This window comes from Pedobacter folensis, from assembly GCF_056490665.1.
In genome coordinates this window covers 1,233,108-1,252,662 of sequence record NZ_JBWJIF010000001.1, presented here as the reverse complement: position 1 = coordinate 1,252,662, position 19,555 = coordinate 1,233,108, and the positions used below count along the sequence as shown (strand labels likewise).

Annotated in this window: 18 protein-coding genes; 13 read left to right on the top strand and 5 right to left on the bottom strand. The window is 38.7% G+C overall.

Annotated features, from left to right (window positions below):
* Window positions 1-80: 80 nt before the first annotated feature.
* The 5 genes from guaB to AC04QZ_RS05000 all read left to right on the top strand — a co-directional run bounded on the left by guaB (window position 81) and on the right by AC04QZ_RS05000 (window position 6,685).
* A complete protein-coding gene (gene guaB, locus AC04QZ_RS05020; protein WP_108201063.1) occupies window positions 81-1,550 on the top strand; it encodes an IMP dehydrogenase in 1,470 nt (489 codons plus the stop codon).
* 443 nt (window positions 1,551-1,993) lie between these two features.
* Window positions 1,994-4,573, top strand: a complete 2,580-nt coding sequence (locus AC04QZ_RS05015; RefSeq protein WP_086546655.1) for a TonB-dependent receptor — start codon at window positions 1,994-1,996, stop codon at window positions 4,571-4,573.
* Between the two features lie 382 nt (window positions 4,574-4,955).
* On the top strand, window positions 4,956-5,549 hold the full coding sequence (locus AC04QZ_RS05010; RefSeq protein ID WP_086546654.1) for an LOG family protein: 594 nt from the start codon (window positions 4,956-4,958) through the stop codon (window positions 5,547-5,549).
* A 73-nt stretch (window positions 5,550-5,622) separates the two neighbouring features.
* Complete coding sequence (locus tag AC04QZ_RS05005; protein ID WP_478356829.1) at window positions 5,623-6,084, top strand: MaoC family dehydratase; 462 nt, start codon at window positions 5,623-5,625, stop codon at window positions 6,082-6,084.
* 61 nt (window positions 6,085-6,145) lie between these two features.
* On the top strand, window positions 6,146-6,685 hold the full coding sequence (locus tag AC04QZ_RS05000; protein ID WP_478356828.1) for a hypothetical protein: 540 nt from the start codon (window positions 6,146-6,148) through the stop codon (window positions 6,683-6,685).
* A 1-nt stretch (window position 6,686) separates the two neighbouring features.
* Here the strand turns inward: AC04QZ_RS05000 and AC04QZ_RS04995 are convergent, their stop codons facing one another.
* Complete coding sequence (locus AC04QZ_RS04995) at window positions 6,687-7,157, bottom strand: DUF1801 domain-containing protein (protein ID WP_478356827.1); 471 nt, start codon at window positions 7,155-7,157, stop codon at window positions 6,687-6,689.
* Complete coding sequence (locus tag AC04QZ_RS04990; RefSeq protein ID WP_478356826.1) at window positions 7,144-7,587, bottom strand: DUF2721 domain-containing protein; 444 nt, start codon at window positions 7,585-7,587, stop codon at window positions 7,144-7,146. Before AC04QZ_RS04990 ends, AC04QZ_RS04995 begins: the two co-directional genes overlap by 14 nt.
* Window positions 7,588-7,804: 217 nt before the next feature.
* Between AC04QZ_RS04990 and AC04QZ_RS04985 the strand changes: the two genes are divergently transcribed.
* The 7 genes from AC04QZ_RS04985 (at window position 7,805) to AC04QZ_RS04955 (ending at window position 16,205) form a co-directional block, all read left to right on the top strand.
* Window positions 7,805-9,433, top strand: coding sequence for an acyl-CoA carboxylase subunit beta (locus tag AC04QZ_RS04985; RefSeq protein WP_478356824.1), 1,629 nt, complete (start codon window positions 7,805-7,807; stop codon window positions 9,431-9,433).
* A 36-nt stretch (window positions 9,434-9,469) separates the two neighbouring features.
* Complete coding sequence (locus tag AC04QZ_RS04980) at window positions 9,470-10,018, top strand: hypothetical protein (RefSeq protein ID WP_478356823.1); 549 nt, start codon at window positions 9,470-9,472, stop codon at window positions 10,016-10,018.
* Window positions 10,019-10,134: 116 nt separating this feature from the next.
* Window positions 10,135-11,295: a dipeptidase gene (locus AC04QZ_RS04975; RefSeq protein ID WP_478356822.1), complete on the top strand. Its 1,161-nt coding sequence runs from the start codon at window positions 10,135-10,137 to the stop codon at window positions 11,293-11,295.
* A 199-nt stretch (window positions 11,296-11,494) separates the two neighbouring features.
* Window positions 11,495-12,451 carry a thioredoxin-disulfide reductase gene (gene trxB, locus AC04QZ_RS04970; RefSeq protein WP_086546648.1) on the top strand — a complete coding sequence of 319 codons (957 nt, stop codon included), beginning with the start codon at window positions 11,495-11,497 and terminating at the stop codon, window positions 12,449-12,451.
* Between the two features lie 717 nt (window positions 12,452-13,168).
* Window positions 13,169-15,079, top strand: coding sequence for a beta-N-acetylhexosaminidase (locus AC04QZ_RS04965; protein ID WP_086546647.1), 1,911 nt, complete (start codon window positions 13,169-13,171; stop codon window positions 15,077-15,079).
* 59 nt (window positions 15,080-15,138) lie between these two features.
* Window positions 15,139-15,735 (top strand): hypothetical protein, encoded by a 597-nt coding sequence (locus tag AC04QZ_RS04960; protein ID WP_086546646.1) that lies wholly within the window; start codon window positions 15,139-15,141, stop codon window positions 15,733-15,735.
* Between the two features lie 98 nt (window positions 15,736-15,833).
* Window positions 15,834-16,205, top strand: a complete 372-nt coding sequence (locus tag AC04QZ_RS04955; protein ID WP_086546645.1) for a diacylglycerol kinase family protein — start codon at window positions 15,834-15,836, stop codon at window positions 16,203-16,205.
* Here the strand turns inward: AC04QZ_RS04955 and AC04QZ_RS04950 are convergent.
* The 3 genes from AC04QZ_RS04950 to AC04QZ_RS04940 all read right to left on the bottom strand — a co-directional run bounded on the left by AC04QZ_RS04950 (window position 16,194) and on the right by AC04QZ_RS04940 (window position 17,963).
* Window positions 16,194-16,760, bottom strand: coding sequence for a DUF922 domain-containing protein (locus AC04QZ_RS04950; protein ID WP_145954248.1), 567 nt, complete (start codon window positions 16,758-16,760; stop codon window positions 16,194-16,196). The genes AC04QZ_RS04955 and AC04QZ_RS04950 overlap by 12 nt on opposite strands.
* A gap of 119 nt (window positions 16,761-16,879) precedes the next feature.
* Window positions 16,880-17,479 (bottom strand): hypothetical protein, encoded by a 600-nt coding sequence (locus AC04QZ_RS04945; RefSeq protein WP_086546643.1) that lies wholly within the window; start codon window positions 17,477-17,479, stop codon window positions 16,880-16,882.
* Window positions 17,466-17,963 carry an RNA polymerase sigma factor gene (locus AC04QZ_RS04940; RefSeq protein ID WP_086546642.1) on the bottom strand — a complete coding sequence of 166 codons (498 nt, stop codon included), beginning with the start codon at window positions 17,961-17,963 and terminating at the stop codon, window positions 17,466-17,468. The genes AC04QZ_RS04945 and AC04QZ_RS04940 overlap by 14 nt, the downstream gene beginning before the upstream one ends.
* A 160-nt stretch (window positions 17,964-18,123) precedes the next feature.
* On the opposite strand from AC04QZ_RS04940, the gene AC04QZ_RS04935 reads away from it, so the two are divergent.
* Window positions 18,124-19,500, top strand: a complete 1,377-nt coding sequence (locus AC04QZ_RS04935) for a dicarboxylate/amino acid:cation symporter (protein ID WP_478356820.1) — start codon at window positions 18,124-18,126, stop codon at window positions 19,498-19,500.
* Window positions 19,501-19,555 lie beyond the last annotated feature (55 nt).

Below are 19,555 nucleotides of genomic sequence, written 5' to 3'. Positions count from 1 at the left end.
GCATTTTTATCTTTGTGCTTTTATTTTCCCTCAATTTTCGTATCTTTGCCTGGCAAATAATAAATCCTAATTTATTTGCTATGCAACTCGATTCCACAAAGTTTATTGCCACAGGTTTAACGTATGACGACGTACTTTTAGTACCCGCATATTCCGAAATTCTGCCCCGTGAAGTAAATACAGCCACTTTTTTAACTAAAAAAATTAAACTTAACGTTCCATTGATTTCTGCGGCAATGGATACAGTAACAGAAGCCGAACTTGCCATTGCCATTGCGCAAAACGGCGGTATTGGTATGTTACATAAAAACATGACTATTGACAGACAAGCTGCGGAAGTACGTAAAGTTAAGCGTTCGGAAAGCGGTATGATCCAGGACCCTGTTACCTTATTGGAAACAGCTGTTGTGGCCGATGCTTTCAAAATCATGAAAGAGCATAAAATTGGTGGTATTCCGGTTGTTAGTAGCGATAATAAACTGGTTGGTATCATTACAAACAGAGATTTACGTTTTCAAAAGGATATGAAGAGACCAATTTCTGAGGTAATGACTAAAGAAAATTTAATCATTGCACCAGAAGGAACCACTTTGGTTCAGGCAGAAGAAATTCTTCAGAACCATAAAATCGAGAAACTTCCTGTAGTAAGTAAAGATGGATACCTAAGTGGTTTAATCACTTTTAAAGATATTTCGAAAGTTAAAAACTATCCTGCTGCCTGTAAAGATGAGCGTGGCCGTTTAAGGGTAGGTGCTGCGGTAGGGGTAACAGCCGATACTTTACAGCGTGTTGATGCGTTGGTTCATGCCGGTGTTGATGTAATTACCATTGATACGGCCCACGGACATACAAAGGGTGTAGTGGATAAATTAAAAGAAGTTAAAGCTAAATATCCTGATTTACAGGTTATTGTTGGTAATATTGCTACCGGTGCTGCTGCGAAATTTTTAGCAGATGCTGGTGCTGATGCGGTTAAAGTGGGTATTGGTCCAGGTTCTATCTGTACCACCAGAATTATTGCAGGCGTAGGTGTTCCGCAGTTATATGCTGTTTACGAATGTGCAAAAGCTTTAAAAGGTACAGGCGTACCGGTTATTGCTGATGGTGGTATTAAGCACACTGGCGACATTGCCAAAGCAATTGCATCAGGTGCAAGTACAGTAATGGCAGGTTCGTTATTTGCAGGAGTAGAAGAATCGCCAGGTGAAACCATTATTTACGAAGGACGTAAATTTAAATCTTACCGCGGAATGGGTTCAATCGAAGCGATGGAGCAAGGTTCGAAAGACCGTTATTTCCAGGATGTGGAAGATGATATTAAAAAATTAGTTCCAGAAGGCATTGTTGGTCGTGTGCCATTTAAAGGTACTTTAGCAGAAGTAATGTACCAATATATCGGCGGTTTACGTGCCAGTATGGGATACTGCGGAGCGGCAACTATAGAAGCGTTACAGGAAGCACAATTTGTACAAATTACGGCTGCAGGTATGCGCGAAAGTCATCCTCACGATATTACCATTACCAAAGAAGCACCAAATTATACCAGATAGGGTGTAAGGTAAAAGGTTTAGGGTGTAAGGTAAAAGGTTTAGGGTGTAAGGTTTAGGCTTTTAATAATCTGACCAGGAGGATTTCCTAACCACTCAAAATTTTAGGAAAAGAATATATATCTAAAGTTACCTTTAGGGGATTTAAGGATAATTACAGCGGGGCATCGTTTTACGATAGCCCCGTTTTGCTTTTAGATCTTATAGGTTTTAAAACCTAATAAAGGACTGGAGGATTAATAAAAATAGAAAAATCACAAAATAAAATTTGGCAGCTAAATTTTTTTAATATATTTGTCGACTAAATCTATAGGATTTATATATAATTATGAAATTTGAGCTAAAAACCCGCTTGTATAGTTGTTGTAGCTCATATTCTAAAACAGAATTAAACAATTAACAAAGCCAATTATCAATAACATTTAAAACAAACTATATAACCAATCATGAACAAAAGTTTACTTATTTTCTTTTCATTAATACTTTCTGCAAGCTTTGTTTTTGCTCAGACCCCAATAAAGGGTGTAATAAAGGCAAGTAACGGTAGCACCATACCACACGCAACCATAAAAGTAAGAGGAACCAATCAGGCCGTTGTAGCCGATGATAACGGTGCCTTTAGCATAAATGTGAAGCAAGACGTTCCATTTTATTTACAAGTGAGTTCAGTTGGCTTTAAACCGCAGGATTTTCAGTTTTTAAAACCTCAGGAGGCACCGATTGAATTGGTTCTGGTAGAAGATGCACTGCTGGATGAAATTGTGGTAACGTCGAGAAGACGTTCGGAGGTTTTACAGGATGTGCCTATTCCAATTACTGTAATCGGTGGACAGGCAGCAGAAAATGCAGGTGCCTTTAACGTTAACCGTTTAAAAGAACTGGTTCCTTCGGTACAGTTGTATGCTTCGAATGCCAGAAATACCACTTTAAATATCAGGGGATTGGGCTCAACATTCGGTTTAACCAATGATGGTATTGATCCGGGAGTAGGTTTTTATGTAGATGGGGTTTATCATGCCCGTCCGGCTGCAACTTCAACCGATTTTCTTGATATTGAACAAATTGAAGTGATCCGTGGTCCTCAGGGAACATTATTCGGAAAAAACACTACTGCTGGTGCATTTAACATTACCACCACAAAACCAACCCAAACACCAAGCGCAAAGGTAGAGCTGAGCGTGGGGAACTATAACTTTATCCAGGCAAAAACATCAGTTTCTGGTGGTCTAGCCAAAAATCTTGCTGCAAAAATATCAATATCGGGTACGCAGCGCGATGGTACCATCTGGAATACACGTGAAGAACGTAAATACAGCGGACAAAACAACCTTGGTTTTAAAGGCCAGTTGTACTATACGCCGTCAGACAGATTACAAATATTATTAAGTGGCGATGTAAGTGTGCAGCACCCTGCAGGTTATCCGCTGGTCATTGCAGGCGTTGCCCAAACCGAAAGAAGTGCTTACCGTCAGTATGCTAAAATTGTTTCTGATTTAGGCTATCAGCAACCTAAGATTGATCCATTTTCAAGGGAAATTAATACCAATACACCTTGGAGACACAATCAATCCATTGGTGGGATATCATTAAACGTAGATTATAAAATTGGTAACGGAACGCTTACTTCTACTACTGCCTGGAGATTCTGGAACTGGGATCCAACAAACGACAGGGATTTCTCGGAATTGTCGGCATTAACAAAATCACAAGGTAACTCTCGTCACGATCAATATTCACAGGAAGTTAGATATGCTGGTCATATCACCGATAAATTAAGTGGTGTAATTGGTGTGTTTGCCCTTGCCCAAAACTTAAAAGGTTTAGCTCAAACCGAAGAGGTGGGTAAAGATCAGTGGAGGTTTGTACAAACCAGCAATACCGGTAGCCAGGCTTTATATTCAACGCCAGGTTTGTTAGATGGCTTTGGTATTAAAACCAATTCAACCATCAAATCGCTAAGTGCTGCTATTTTTGCACAGGTAGATTGGGAATTTTTAACCAACCTGCATGTTTTACCTGGATTAAGATACACTTACGACAAAAAAGATGTTGATTACGACAGGGTAACTTACGGCGGTTTGCAAACAACTGATGCAGCTTTATTAGCACTCAAAGCAGCAGTGTACAGCAATCAACAGTTCACTACCAATGTAGATAACAATAATTTGTCTGGTAACCTTACTGTATCTTATCGTCCAAACCCTAAATTAAATGTTTATGGAACTTTTTCAACCGCCTATAAACCAGTTGGTGTAAACGTAGGGGGCTTGCCAACTACCTCAACCGGACAGGCAGACTTATCAGTAGCGGTTGTAAAACCAGAATATGTTCAGCATTACGAACTGGGTTTAAAAACCAAACCAGTTAAAGGCGCTATTTTGAACATTACAGCTTTTAATACCGATATTAAAGATTATCAAACCAATGTGCAATCGCCACAATTGGGTGTAAACAGAGGTTATCTGGCCAATGCTGAAAAAGTTCAGGTAAAAGGTTTAGAAGTTGATGGAACTTATCAGTTAGAAAGATTCTTAACTTTAAATGCTGCTGTTGCTTATTTAGATGGTAAATATGTGAAATTTACCAACGCACCACTACCTTTAGAAGAAACCGGACATACAGAATTGGTAAATGGCGTAGCGACTCAGGTAGCATTTAAAGATGCCTCAGGAGGTAGATTACCAGGTATATCGAAATGGAATATTTCTGGTGGTTCAGAATTTAGCACCCCTGGTAGTTTAGCAACCAAACTGGGCAGGTATTTTATTGCTGCTGATGCCAGTTACCGTTCAGAGTATTCTTCAAATCCTACACCATCGAGTATATTAAATGTTAAAGGTTATGCTTTATTTAATGCCAGATTAGGATTCAAATCTGATAAATTCTCGGCATTTGTATGGAGCAGAAATATCGGAAACAAAAATTATTACGAGCAATTGCAGGCAGCCGCAGGTAACTCTGGTTTGTATGCAGGTGTACTTGGCGATCCAAGAACTTATGGCGCTACCTTGCGTTATTCTTTCTAAGTGCTTAACAAAGAAATCTTTTCTCTCTTATATTTGGTTAAAAGGAGTGGTGTAATGCTACTCCTTTTTTTGTTTTAGGCAGCGCAGGGTTCTGTGCTTTTCGGTTCCGCTAATCCTGCTGTACGTTTTATCCCGATGAAGAATCGGAATGCCCACTTCCATCAGGTCTGTTTTACTTCAGTCAGTGCTTCTTAGGAGATTAAAATACCAGAAACTAATTTTATCATGACTAAGAGATTTGAAGGGCAAAATGAAACAGCGTAAAATAAGCTATCGCTTTTGGTGCTTTAAACTTCAAAAAACAGACCTGTAACAGTATTGTGCAGAATTAAAATTTATAGAAAGCTGATAAAATATTAACTTCGGTAAATTTTTGAAATAAATGAATAAGCTTAACTCGGTTTGTGTGTATTGTGGCTCAAACTTTAATGGCGATATCACATTGCGTAAGGCGATAAAGCAATTGGCCGAAACACTTGTAAAACAGCAGATCAGGTTGATTTATGGTGGTGGCAGTGTTGGCGTGATGGGCGTGTTAGCCAATGATGTATTGGAGTTGGGCGGTTTAGTAACAGGGGTAATTCCTCAGTTTTTAATGGATAAGGAAGTCGGTCACCAGGGTTTAACCGAAATGGTGGTTACTGAAAACATGCACCAGCGGAAACAGAAAATGGCCGATTTGAGCGATGGATTTGTGATCTTACCTGGTGGATTTGGTACACTGGAAGAATTTTTTGAAGTGTTAACCTGGTTACAGCTCGGTTTGCACAATAAACCAATTGGTGTATTAAATGTAAGTGGTTTTTATGATCCCTTATTTGCCCAAATGGACATGATGGTGCAAAGTAAATTTTTGAAACCGGCCAATCGCGATTTAGTTTTTAACGAGGCAGATGCAGAAATATTAATTCATAAAATGGATGGCTTTTCTGCTAGTCCTGATGAAGTTTGGTTTAGGGAAAGAAACTTAAGCTAAACATTAATTATCAATCACAAGCAATTATCAATTCGCCAGCCGCAAAACGCTTGGCGCTAAAAATATATAAAAAATGCAAATCATTACTTCCCACGCAGAATTTGAACAATACCTGGACAAGGAATTAGGCGTTTCTTCATGGCATACCATTACGCAAGAACAGATTAATAAATTCGCTGATGCCACTTTAGACCATCAATGGATACATGTGGATGAAGAGCGGGCACAAAATGAAGGACCTTTTAAAGCAACTATTGCCCATGGTTATTTAACTTTATCATTAATCCCTTACTTATGGAAAGAGATAGTGGATATCCAGAATTTAAAAATGGAGATCAATTACGGGATTGAAAGTTTAAGGTTTGCACAGGCCGTTACGGTAAACAGCAAAGTAAGATTAAAAGCAAAACTGGCTTCTATCATTAACCTTCGGGGCGTAACTAAGATAAACATGGGTATTGAAATGGAAATCGAAGACCAGAAAAAGCCTGCATTTAGCGGAGAGGTTGTTTTCTTGTACCATTTTATCAGCTAATTATGGCGATGTAGCGGATCGTTTATTTTTAACATTTAAAAAAAGAAAAACAAATTCGCTGATGAAGAATATTTTCAATTTCTTAGGTTTTGCTTTAATTGGTCTGTTTATCTTATCCTGTATGAAAAATAAGGATCAAGATCCTGTTGCCGATTCATTTTTACCCATGCAGGTTGGTAACCTATGGTACATGGATGCTCAATCTTATACCGAAATTCAGGATACCGTTCGGATTAATAAAAAGCTTTTTTATAAGTTTTATTCTTTGATTGGGGGCGATGCAATCAGCACAGTTTATTTAAGAATCGACGAGCAGAATAAATTGATTGAGAGTTATCCCGATAGTCCTTCGAAAACGTATACCAGAGCTGATTTTAATGCAAAAATGGGTGATAAGTTTTTCACTACAGGAGAAAAGGATGAAAATGATAACGAAGTAACGGTGGTTCAAAAATCAGATACCGAAATGACTTTCTCATTCGATGCCGTTTATCATCCAAATTTAAAAGGACATCCGCATTCCATAAAATATTTAAAAGGTAAAGGTTTTGCTGGCAACTGGAAAAAATTAATCATTAATGGTGTGGTTTACCAGCATTAACTTAACGTTTCAATGCTTTTTCATATTGTTCAATCCATTGTGCAGGCGTAATTTTTCCGGCCAGTTCCGCAATTAAGGCGTACGGAATATCATCCGGCTTTTTAAAACGGACACAACCTTTGCCCATATCGAGTTTATATTTACAATGTTTGGGGTATTCTGCCTGAAACCATTCCAGTAAATCGGTAAATGCATATAAACCCAGGTGGTGCATCACAATAAAATTCTTTTGCGAACCAATATTGATAAAGGGTAAAGCCTGTTCCGGTTTACAGTGGTAACCTGCCGGATAAAGTGTTAACGGAATAATATAACCCAGCATACCATAGGTAATTTTTTCTTCGAAACCTTTGGGTAGGTTTTCTAGAATAGTATCCCTCAGTTTTGAAACGGGTATTTTTCTTTCTTCAGCAATACTGTTTAAATATTCTTCTGGTGTATTAATGGCCATCTGTTTATTAATTTTTATCAAACTTCTTTTTTAACCTGCTCACTATCGATGGATTATCCAATTCTGCTAAACTACTCAATTCCAGCTCAAGTGCCTTTGTACTGATCTGGATTTCGATCAGTGAGATAATGAGCGAAATCATAAAAAATATCAAGCTCAATGCAAAAAGAATCTCAGCAACCGTATTCCACTCCAGGTAAATAAAAAACATACAAAAAAGACAGCTCGCAAAACTGAGCACACCAAAAGCCTGCATATTTTTAATTAACCTTAACCGGTAACGTAGGTTTTCAATCTGCAGGTGAAGCGCAGCATTTTTATCGCCGTCTTCATATTTCGACTTTAAACTTCTCACCAGGCTGGCCAAAGCCAGAAAACGATTGGTATAAGCCAGCATAATTAAACTGATGGCAGGAAACAATAGTGCCGGAATATTGATGGTTAGTTCCATTTTTAGGATTTACCCAAAAATATCATTTTAAATGGATTTCTTTTATATTAACTGCAAAGGACGCCAAGTTTTCGTAAAGAAATTTTTTAGTTAATAATGTGCAAATCCTTATTTTCTTTGCGACTTTTCTCGGCGCACCTGGCGGTTAAACCAGGCGGTAGACCAGAAACCGTTTTGGTCAATACTGTTTTTCTAAAATTAAATTTAAATTGCCACCATGAATATCGAATTCAACAAAAACGAGGATGTAAATAAACAGTTGGTTTACGAACTGAAAACCAGACTCAAAAAAATATATTTGGGTGGCGGTGAAAAGAACGCCGCAAAACAAAAAGAAAAAGGCAAACTGCTGGCCCGCGAGCGGATTGCTTATTTAATTGATAAAGATTCTAACTTTTTAGAAGTAGGGGCTTTTACTGCTGATGGCATGTATGCCGAGCAGGGTGGATGCCCTTCGGCAGGAGTGGTGTGTGGTATAGGTTATGTAAGCGGGAGGCAATGTATGATTGTGGCCAATGATGCCACTGTAAAAGCGGGCGCCTGGTTTCCGATGACCGCAAAAAAGAACCTGCGTGCGCAAGAAATTGCGATGGAAAACCGCTTGCCGGTAATTTACCTGGTAGATAGTGCAGGTGTATACCTGCCCATGCAGGATGAGATATTTCCAGATAAAGAGCATTTCGGGAGGATGTTCCGTAATAATGCCATCATGTCGTCGGAAGGGATTGTGCAGATTTCGGCCATTATGGGCGCTTGTGTTGCGGGAGGAGCTTATTTGCCGATTATGAGCGATGAAGCAATGATTGTGGACAAAACCGGGTCGGTATTTTTAGCAGGTTCTTATCTGGTAAAATCGGCCATAGGTGAAGAAGTGGATAATGAAACTTTAGGCGGAGCCACTACACATTGCGAAATCTCTGGTGTTACCGATTACAAACACCCCAATGATCAGGCCTGTTTAGATAGCATCCGGAATATCATGAGTATGCTGGGGGCTCCTCAAAATGCAGGCTTCGACCGGATTAAACCGGCTAAACCTAAGGAAAAAGAAGAAGAGTTATACGGTATTCTTCCGGAGAACCGCGATAAACCTTACGAAATAATGGATATCATTAACCGTTTGGTTGATGGATCTGAATTTGAAGAATATAAAAAAGGCTACGGACAAAGCATCGTTTGTGGTTTAGGTCGCATTGATGGCTGGGCAGTAGGTATTGTGGCCAACCAGCGTAAAGTAGTGAAGTCGAAAAAGGGCGAAATGCAGTTTGGTGGTGTAATTTATTCTGATAGCGCCGATAAAGCTACCCGTTTCATTATGAACTGTAACCAGAAGAAAATCCCGTTGGTTTTTTTACAGGATGTTACCGGTTTTATGGTGGGCAGCCGATCAGAACATGGCGGTATTATTAAAGATGGGGCTAAAATGGTTAATGCTGTTGCCAATTCTGTGGTGCCAAAATTTACAATCGTATTGGGGAATTCTTATGGTGCTGGCAATTATGCAATGTGCGGGAAGGCTTACGATCCAAGGTTGATTTATGCCTGGCCAACTGCTAAAATTGCCGTAATGGGCGGTTCGCAGGCAGCAAAAACTTTGCTCCAGATTCAGGAGGCCTCATTAAAAGCCAAAGGCGAGGTAATTACGCCAGAAAAAGAAGCCGAACTGTTAAAAGAAATTACCGATAGGTACGATAGCCAAACCACACCTTATTATGCAGCATCAAGGCTTTGGGTAGATGGTATTATCGATCCATTAGAAACCAGAAAGGTTATTTCGATGGGCATTGAGGCCGCTAATCAATCGCCGATTACTAAGAAATTTAATGTTGGTATAATACAAACCTAGGGTTTAACATATTAATCAATAATTTAATATACACTTATGATATTTGGATTATTTGGTAAAAAAAATAAAGAATTAAAGGTTGTTGATAAAATTTGGATTTCGGAAGAAGCAAAATTTCAAGCCTGTCTTGAATTGAAAAAATCTAATTCCAACATATTATTTATGGCCTGGTTCCAGGAAACCAAAAATAAACTTGAAGCTTACTTTAAGGCAAATCATCTGGTAGAAGAACAAGTTTACCTGGCTGATTATTTAAACTCGGTTCAGGCAGATAAACAGCTCATTTTTGTCGAACATCATCCTTTGGCAAGTGAAGAACAAAGAATAGCCACAACATTTGGAAAGGACGAAATAACCGTTTTATCTGCTTTATCCGAACCTATCTTTCAATTGTTTGGTGGAGCGGGCATTGTAGAAGTATTTAAGAAATTGGATATGAAAGAAAATGAAGCAATTGAACACGGTATGATTAGCCGTTCAATCAAAAATGCACAGCAAAAGATAGCCTTAAAAGCAATGATCAACTGCTCAGCTAGATCTCAGGCAGATTGGTTGTTAAATGCAGGGATTAATCAGCTGAGTTAAATTTCAAGCGCCGCTTAATCGCAATTTACTTATCTGGATAAGGTAGTGAAGGTAATGAAGTATAATGGTGCCTTTGTTGCTTCGTGGTAAAAAACAATTAATGTTATATTTAAAACATGAAAAGTATTTGCCTTTTTCTTGGTCTGATTGTTTTACAAATCAATCTTTTTGCCCAAAGTTCCAAAATTCATCAAGATGCCATTGTAGTAGATACCCATGGAGATATACTCTTCAATCAGATTAAATCGGGTATCGATATCGGTAAGCTTCAGCCGAAGGGGAATTTCGATTTAGTAAGGGCCAGGCAGGGCGGTTTAGATGTTCAGTTTTTCTCCATTTGGTGTGATGAAACGGGTGGGTATGCTGTAGCTAACCAGGAAATAGATTCGCTATATAGTTTAATCAAACGATATCCCGATAAGATCCAACTGGTTACAACGGCTCAAGATCTGGAACAAGCTGTTAAAAAACAAAAACTGGCCGCAATGATTGGGGTGGAAGGTGGACATATGATCGAAAACCGGTTAGATTACATCGATAGCCTGGCAAAGCGGGGAATGGCCTATCTTACTTTAACCTGGAACAACAGTACATCTTGGTCGAGTTCGGCCGCCGAAGAAAGCTCGGGTAAGGTAAAACCTGAACAGGCAGGTTTAAACAATTTTGGAAAACAGGTAGTAAAGCGATTGAATAAACTTGGGGTAATGGTCGATTTATCGCATGTAGGTGAAAGAACATTTTATGATGCCATCAAAGTATCAGCGAAGCCTGTAATGGTTTCCCATAGCTGTGCTTATGCCATCAATCCGGTTCCGCGAAATTTAAAAGATGATCAGATTAAAGCTGTAGGCAAAAATGGGGGCGTAGTATGTATTAATTTCTACAGTGGTTTCTTAGATTCTGCTTTCAATACCAAACAAAAAGCTTTTTTTGCCAAATATGATAGCGAGCTTAAAACTTTGACGGCTAAATATGGCAGAAGCAATGCCATTGATACCTTAATTTATAACCATCAGGTTGATGCCGATGCTACACGTCCGCCCATATCGCTATTGGTTAAACACATTAATCACGTTGTAAAATTAATTGGTATTGACCATGTGGGGCTGGGTGCAGATTTTGACGGTGCCGAATCTTTTCCTCTGGAAATGAATAGTGTGGCAGATTATCCTAAAATTACAGAAGAACTCATAAGAAACGGATATTCGGAAAGCGATATCAGGAAAATTATGGGCGGAAATGTAGTTCGGTTGATTAGAGAGAATAAAGGTCGGTGATTTTTGGTGCTGTAAGATGTTTCATCTTACCCTTAATTACATCACGAATGTGCACTTGGACTTAATCGCCAAACCCCAGGCGTTATCCGCTGATCCCATGATGTTAATAAGTAAACTATGTTGACAATGTGCACTTGTCAGCAAATATTTAAAGCATTAAATTTGCGCTACGATTAATGAATTTCAAACACACAATATAATGTCACAAGAAAACGAGCACGTTCAGTGTTTAATTATAGGTTCAGGTCCTGCAGGTTATACGGCTGCAATTTATGCTGCCAGAGCTGATTTAAAACCAATTATGTATACTGGTATGCAAGCCGGTGGACAGCTTACACAGACTACAGATGTAGAAAATTTTCCAGGTTATCCACAAGGAATTATGGGGCCAGAAATGATGGAAGATTTCCGCAAGCAGGCCGAGCGTTTCGGTACCGATATCCGTTTTGGTTATGTAAGTTCTGTAGATTTTTCTTCAACGCCGCATAAAGTAGTGGTTGACGAAATTAAAACCATTACAGCCGATACCGTAATTATTGCTACCGGGGCTACTGCTAAATGGTTGGGCTTACCAAGCGAGCAACAATACAATGGTTTTGGTGTTTCAGCCTGTGCCGTGTGCGATGGTTTCTTTTTTAAAGGACAGGATGTTGCCATTGTAGGTGCGGGAGATACAGCAGCCGAAGAAGCAACTTATTTAGCAAAACTTTGTAAAACGGTGCACTTATTGGTGCGTAGAGACGAATTCAGAGCTTCTAAAGCCATGGTTAGCCGTGTATTGGCCACACCAAACATTGTGGTGCATTACAATACCGAAACACAAGAGATTTTAGGTAACGGCAAAAATGTAACGGCTGTTAAAGTTTTAAATAACAAAACCGGTGTTGAATCAGATATCGCAGTAGAAGGTTTCTTCGTGGCTATTGGTCACAAACCGAATACTGATATTTTTAAAGGTCAGTTGGATATGGACGAAACCGGTTATTTAGCGACTAAACCTGGTTCTACTTTAACCAATATCGAAGGTGTTTTTGCCTGCGGAGACGTTCAGGATATGTATTACAGACAAGCGGTAACCGCTGCAGGTTCTGGTTGTATGGCTGCCCTCGATGCAGAAAGATACTTAGCCGCAAAAGAACACGCGGTAGAAGCATAAAAATAAATTTAAAATATTTTGAAGAAGAGAAATCAGTAACGGTTTCTCTTTTTTTATTAAAATCGTCATCTCGACTGGAACGCAGTGAAATGGAGAGATCTATGAGTAGGAGTTCTAAGAGCAGATGTCTCTTTTTTATTAAAATCGTCATCTCGACTGGAACACAGTGAAATGGAGAGATCTATCAGAAGAAATTCTAAGAGATGATTTCTCTTTCTTATGATTGATGTTTTTTGGAAAGCAATTGCAGTAACTCTTTTTATTGTTAGTCCTGCTTTCCGTTACAAGTCCTCGCTACGCTGCGGGCTTTTCACTTCAATCAGGTTTAAATAATTGTTTTCTGCTGCTATTTAAAGTCGAATGGCAGGTGGCCTGAAATAATTCTTTTGCACTTTGCAACCCAAAATAGTACCAATGGTTGTGCCACTTAAACCCGATCAAAGCGAGATGCCGATATTTCCATCGGCAGAAGCGGGAGCGGGACTCCCGTCTCCTAATAATGCTGTACCTGATTTTCAAATAAACGTTATCTCCATTGTTAATACGACTATTTTATGATGAAGCACCTGCCCGTAATTAATAAATCGATTTATGATGAAAATCGCGGATATCAAACGTTTGATCCCTATTGTAACAAGAATGTGGGATTTATAATGTCTCCATAATCTCTATCTTGGTTCAAATAATCAAATGAATCTATAAAAACCAAAACACAACATGAACAAAGCATTATCGATTTTTATTGGAGTATTAATCAGCACGAGTGCATTTGCGCAGAGTGATCCTAACCTGGGTATCATACCTGCGCCTGTAGCCATTACCAGGGCAAGCGGAAATTTCGTATTAGATAAAACCACAGTTTTAGTAAATCAAAGCATCGACGGCGCAAAGATGTCTGATTTATTAAATGCTTTTATCGTGACCAAGGCAGGTTTTGCCCTAAGAGAAGCTAAAATTACTCAACCTAACCAAAAGGCTATTATTTTAACATCTGTTGGAGCAGATCAGTTACCAGCCGAAGGTTACACCATTAAAGTTACACCGAAACAAATTGTTTTAACAGGAAAAGGCGCAGGTCTGTTTTATGCCGTTCAGTCGGCTATGCAAATGATGCCTGATAAAGTTGCCGATAAAATTACCATTCCTGCGGTTAATATTAACGATTATCCACGTTTTGCTTACCGCGGAACGATGTTGGATGTATGCCGTCATTTCTTCCCGATTTCTTTTATCAAAAAGTATATCGATCAGCTGGCTTATTATAAAATCAATACTTTTCACTGGCATTTAACAGATGATCAGGGCTGGAGACTGGAAATAAAAAAATATCCAAAACTAATTGAAGTTGGTTCTTCACGTAACGGTTCTATTATCGGTAATTATCCGGGTAATGGCAATTACCTTACACCGGTTAAAGGTTATTATACGCAGGAAGAAGCCAAAGATATTGTTCAATATGCTGCTGCCAAATACATCACCGTTATACCGGAGATTGAATTACCTGGACATGCTTCAGCCGCAATTGCAGCATATCCTGAATTAAGCTGTTTCCCTGATCGTGATACTTTTATCAGCGATAAAACGCCATGGGCGGGCAGCAGAAAAGGAAAACAAGTACAGCAAACCTGGGGTGTTTTTGATGATATTTTTGTGCCATCTGCAAACACATTCACCATGTTGAATAATATCCTGGATGAGGTTATTGCTATTTTCCCATCAAAATACATTCATATCGGTGGCGATGAGGCACCTAAAACCTATTGGAAAGAATCTCCTTTCTGCCAGAACCTGATGAAAGAGAAAGGTTTGAAAGATGAGCACGAATTACAGAGCTATTTCATTCAGACTATTGAAAAACACGTTAATGGAAAAGGAAGATCGATTATTGGTTGGGATGAAATTTTAGAAGGTGGTTTGGCTCCAAATGCAACCGTAATGAGCTGGAGAGGTGAAGACGGTGGAATAGCGGCTGCACAACAAAAACACGATGTGATTATGACACCTGGTTCAATGGGTTTATACATCGACCATAAACAATCTAATTCTCCTGATGAGCCGGTAACCATTGGTGGATTCGCGCCTTATCAAAAGATTTATGCCTACGATCCGATTCCGAAAGTATTAACTGCTGATGAAAGAAAATACATTAAAGGCGTACAGGCCAATATGTGGTCTGAGTATATCAAAACTACGGCAAAAGCAGAAAATCATGCTTTCCCACGTTTACTGGCTTTATCAGAAATTGCCTGGTCGCCGGTTGAGCGTAAAGATTTAAAGAATTTTTCTGAACAACGTTTACCAGCGCATTTAGCGCGCTTAGATAAGATGAATGTGAATTTCTGGGTACCAACACCAATTGGTCAGAGCGATAAACCTTTAACCGGAGGAGAATTTACGATTGATTTAAAAGCACCAATTACCGGAGCTAAAATTTATTATTCGATTGATTTATCACGTCCATCAGAAAATGCATTTTTATACACCTCGCCGGTTAAGATCATCGTTCCACAAGGCGAAAAAAGGGTATTAAAAACCATTGTAATTGCACCAAGCGGTAGAAGAAGTGTAGTTACTGAAACCGTTTTAAATAACGGAGCACCTGAAGTTAAAGCAGAGGCAAAGAAATAAAAATGTTGCTTTAAACGGCTAAAATACTTAATTTGGGGCAACCAAAACGTCCTAAATAAATGAAATTACAAAAATATACATTACAGCATCTCTTGTTAATTACAGGGATGCTGTTTTGTTTTGCATGCACAGAAGAAAAACCGAAAGAAATTAAGACAGAAACGGCAAAAGTGCAGAAAAACCCCTTCCGTTTTTATAAAGATATAGAAGTGAAACCCGGATTAAACTTCGAAATTGTGAGCTGGGGAAAAGGGGTTGACTCTATAGGCGGATATCAGATCCTCATGTCTGATTCTGTTCGCAATAATTATAGGTCTGCTGCGGTAGATCGCAAAGGTATTTTGATCGATGCCTGGAATATGGATTTAGATAATGATGGAAATCCTGAATTGTACATTCAGCTTTTAAGCAAAAAAACAGTTTCGGATTTAAATGTTTTTGAATACTCGGGTGGCAATTTCAATAAAATCAGTTTCCCTTCTTTAAGTACCAGTCAAAAGAAAGGTTATACCGGCAACGATAATTTTTTTATTAAAAACGGAGACCTGTTCCGCTCTTTCCCGGTAAAAGATAGCGCCGATAGCACTAAAACCATTACCAAAACCTATCAGTATAAATTAAGTGGAAATAGTTTTTCTACAAGTGAGGTGAAATAAGACGTAGCGCGTGTGGCGTAAGGCGTAAGGCGAGGAGTTATTCCTGGGAGGACGTCATCCTGAGCTTGATTCAGGATCTATCATGCATTTAAAAAACAATGAGCAACCAAAAGTTTTCAATTATCGATCGCATTAAAAGCTTTAAATATGCCTTTAATGGCCTGAAACTATTTTTCGTTAAGGACCATAACGGCAGGGTTCATCTGTTTGCGGCAATAATAGCCATTGGTTTATCTTTTTATTTAAAGATCTCCGACTTAGAATGGATTGCTATTTTATCTGTTATTTCAGCAGTTATAGTAGCTGAGATTTTAAACGCTGCGATCGAAAAACTAGCCGATGTGGTTTCTCCGGATTATCATCCCAAAATTAAAGTGGTTAAAGATCTGGCGGCGGCTGCAGTTTTGGTGGCTGCGTTTCTGGCGGTAGCTGTGGGGTTTATTGTGTTTTTTCCAAAACTATTTTTGTAATTCGGCCATAGCAGTCCTCGATTCTTCAATCTTATCCTGGATAATGTCATCCCATCGGGCCTGCATTTTATGATTGCTGCCATGCTCAGTTTCTTCATCATAGTTACGTTGCATGGTATCAAAGTAATCGCTGATCTGATTGGCCAGCTCAGATATTTGCGCTTTATAGTTGGATACTGAATAGTTTCTGTTTTTTAATACCCTTTCGGCTTCTAAAAGCAAAATATATTGAATATCAGCATGACCCTGTTCGTGGTGTAAAAGACTGGCCCTGATTTCGGGATCTTTAATTTTATCCCACTTCACCCACGATCTGGTTTTATCGATACTCACATCATTTTTAAGCTTAATGGCCACGCGGTTACGGTAAACAGTACTTTCATAACTATATCTCCATGTCATGGCGGTTAAGGCAAAAAATGGTGAGCGCAGATCAGCTTTACCTTTAAAATGTGTTTCCCAATTCAGCTGAACCGGTTGGGTAAAATCTTGTTTAAAGGCAAAAGTGCATGGCAATGCGAGTAAAAATAATAAAAAAATCAATCGTGTTTTCACCTGTGTAATTTTAGTTTCAACTGTGGTGAAGCGATCATGATTTAGTTATTCCATTGTTAATGGGTAAATCATGACGGTTTCATGTGTTGGTTTTTACAATGAAAAAACCGTGCCTAAAATTACTCTGCAACAGAAATCTGTCCGCTAATGCGCTCAAATTTCTCAATCAGTAGTGAAATTCTTTCCTTTTCGCGTTTGATTACAGCCTTGCGCAATATAGTTGAGCAGAATAGTATCCATGAAAAAGTTAACACAATGGCCGCTACTTTTTGAGGCATGCTCAAGTAGGTTAAAATTTCGATGAAATAAAATATAATTCCCAGTGATAATGCAATGGCATAAAACCAATATAGAGAATTGTAAAGTTTGAAGCGGTTTAATTGATAGGTTTTTAAGTTATTCAGGTATTCGTGCGGATGGGCAGTCGCATCATTTTTCGCAATCAAACGGTGGTCGCGATAGAGGATAAGCGTATATACACCAATAGCAACGATGGTAATACTGATGCCAACATGGGTTGTCCATGATTCGAAATGCATAAAAATCCATAATGCAGCAATAGCGATAAAGGATGCCAGCATTCCTAATATATTTAAAGCAGATTTTAGCTTTAATCCATTTACTTCTTTCTTCGCTTGTTGCAACATCTCATCAGCAGAAACTTTAACTTCTACCTCGTGCTTTTGCCACAACTCCTGTATTTGATCAAACGCTTGCATACTGGCTATATAGTTCTGTTAATTTTTGTTTAATTCGGTGAATTTTTACCCTTAAATTGCCTTCGCTTATCCCTGATATATCGGCAATTTCGTGGTATGGTAACTCATCAAGTACCATCGTAATGATCAAACGGTCATTTTCTTCGAGCTTCGATATACATTTATAAAGTAGGGCAACCTGTTCATTTTTCTCTGAAAACTCTTCTACCTTATTTTCTATAATGTTATCTGTTAATTCATCTTTTGCCTGTCTTTTTTCTGATCGCAAATAGGTTAAACAGGTATTTACTGCAATTCTGTAAATCCACGTAGAAATTAAAGATTTGTTCCTGAACTTGTCCAGATTTTGCCAAACCTTTAAAAAAGTTTCCTGTAGAAGATCATTTGCAGCGTCGGTATCGCCAGTATAACCATAACATAAATGGAATATTTTTTTGGAATTTGAATCGAAGATCTCTTTAAATAACTTGTCTTTTTGTTCCATTTAGGGGTTTATAGTTGCGTTTTAGATGATGATGCGTGTTTTTTGTTACAGCGGAAATCAAAAATAATATATTTTTTAATGTCACCTGTTATCAAAATTTGTTACACGCCGTAAATATCGTAGTTTTACCAAATTAAGTTGCCACAAACTTTTTATATTCATGAAGAAAAACAAACTCACGCTTTTTATTTTCTTAGCGCTGATTGCGGGTATTGCATTAGGCTATATTTTAAATGTCAATTCAATAAATGTTTACAACCAAAATATACTTACCGCCGATGCGAAAGTAAAAAGTATTGAGGTTCGCATTGCCAAATCGACCGATACCACCAGTGTTGGGTATACACAACTTAAAGCTGAACGAAAAGCCAATGCCAAAATCAAAAAAGAGAACGAAGACATCAGGGAGAAAAAATTAGAATATTTTACGCTGCTGAGTGATATTTTTCTTCGCTTAATTAAGATGATTGTTGCCCCATTGGTATTTACAACCTTAGTGGTTGGGGTAGCCAAAGTAGGCGATATTAAAGCAGTGGGCAGAATCGGGGGTAAAACCTTAGGCTGGTTCCTGGCCATGTCGCTGATGTCGCTGGTTTTGGGAATGGTTCTGGTTAATTTGTTTGAACCAGGAAGACACATGAAATTATCATTACCAGATCAACTGGTAAATACGGGGATCCAGAAAGCAGCAATGAGTGTGAAAGATTTTATTGCGCACGTTTTTCCAAAAAGTATTGCCGAATCGATGTCAACCAACGAAATTCTGCAGATTGTGGTATTCTCGCTATTTTTTGGGGTAGCCACTGCAGCCATCGGCGATTTAGGGCAGATTGTGATCAAAGCTTTCGATGCCATTGCGCACGTAATCTTAAAAATGACCGGTTATGTAATGAATTTTGCACCATTGGCCGTTTTTGGGGCAATGACCGCCATCGTGGCCAAACAAGGCTTAAATGTACTAAATACCTATGCTATATTTATTGGTGAATTCTATCTGGGTTTAGCCATACTCTGGGCTGTTTTAATTTTCTTAGGATTTTTAGTATTGAAGAAACGTATTTTCCGCTTGGTAAACGATATGAAAGAGCCAGCACTTTTGGCTTTCAGTACAGCAAGTAGCGAAGCGGCATATCCAAAAACAATGATGCTGTTAGAACGTTTTGGCTGCAAAGATAAAATTGTAAGTTTCGTTTTGCCATTGGGTTATTCCTTCAATCTAGATGGATCGATGATGTACATGACCTTCGCTTCTTTATTTATCGCACAGGCTTATGGTATACACCTGGGTTTCGAACAGCAAATTTCTATGCTTTTAATCCTGATGTTAACCAGTAAAGGAATTGCAGGTGTGCCAAGAGCATCGTTAGTGGTCATTGCAGGTACCATTGCAAGTTTCAATATTCCGGAAGCAGGGTTGGCCTTGTTAATCGGTATCGATCCATTATTGGATATGGGCCGTTCTGCAACAAATGTGGTAGGAAATAGCATCGCAACAGCTGTAGTAAGTAAGTGGGAAGGGGAGCTTAAGGAGTCCTGAGTCCGGAGTCAATAGTCTTGAGTCCAATTGCCTTATTCCATCACTCAATCATTCA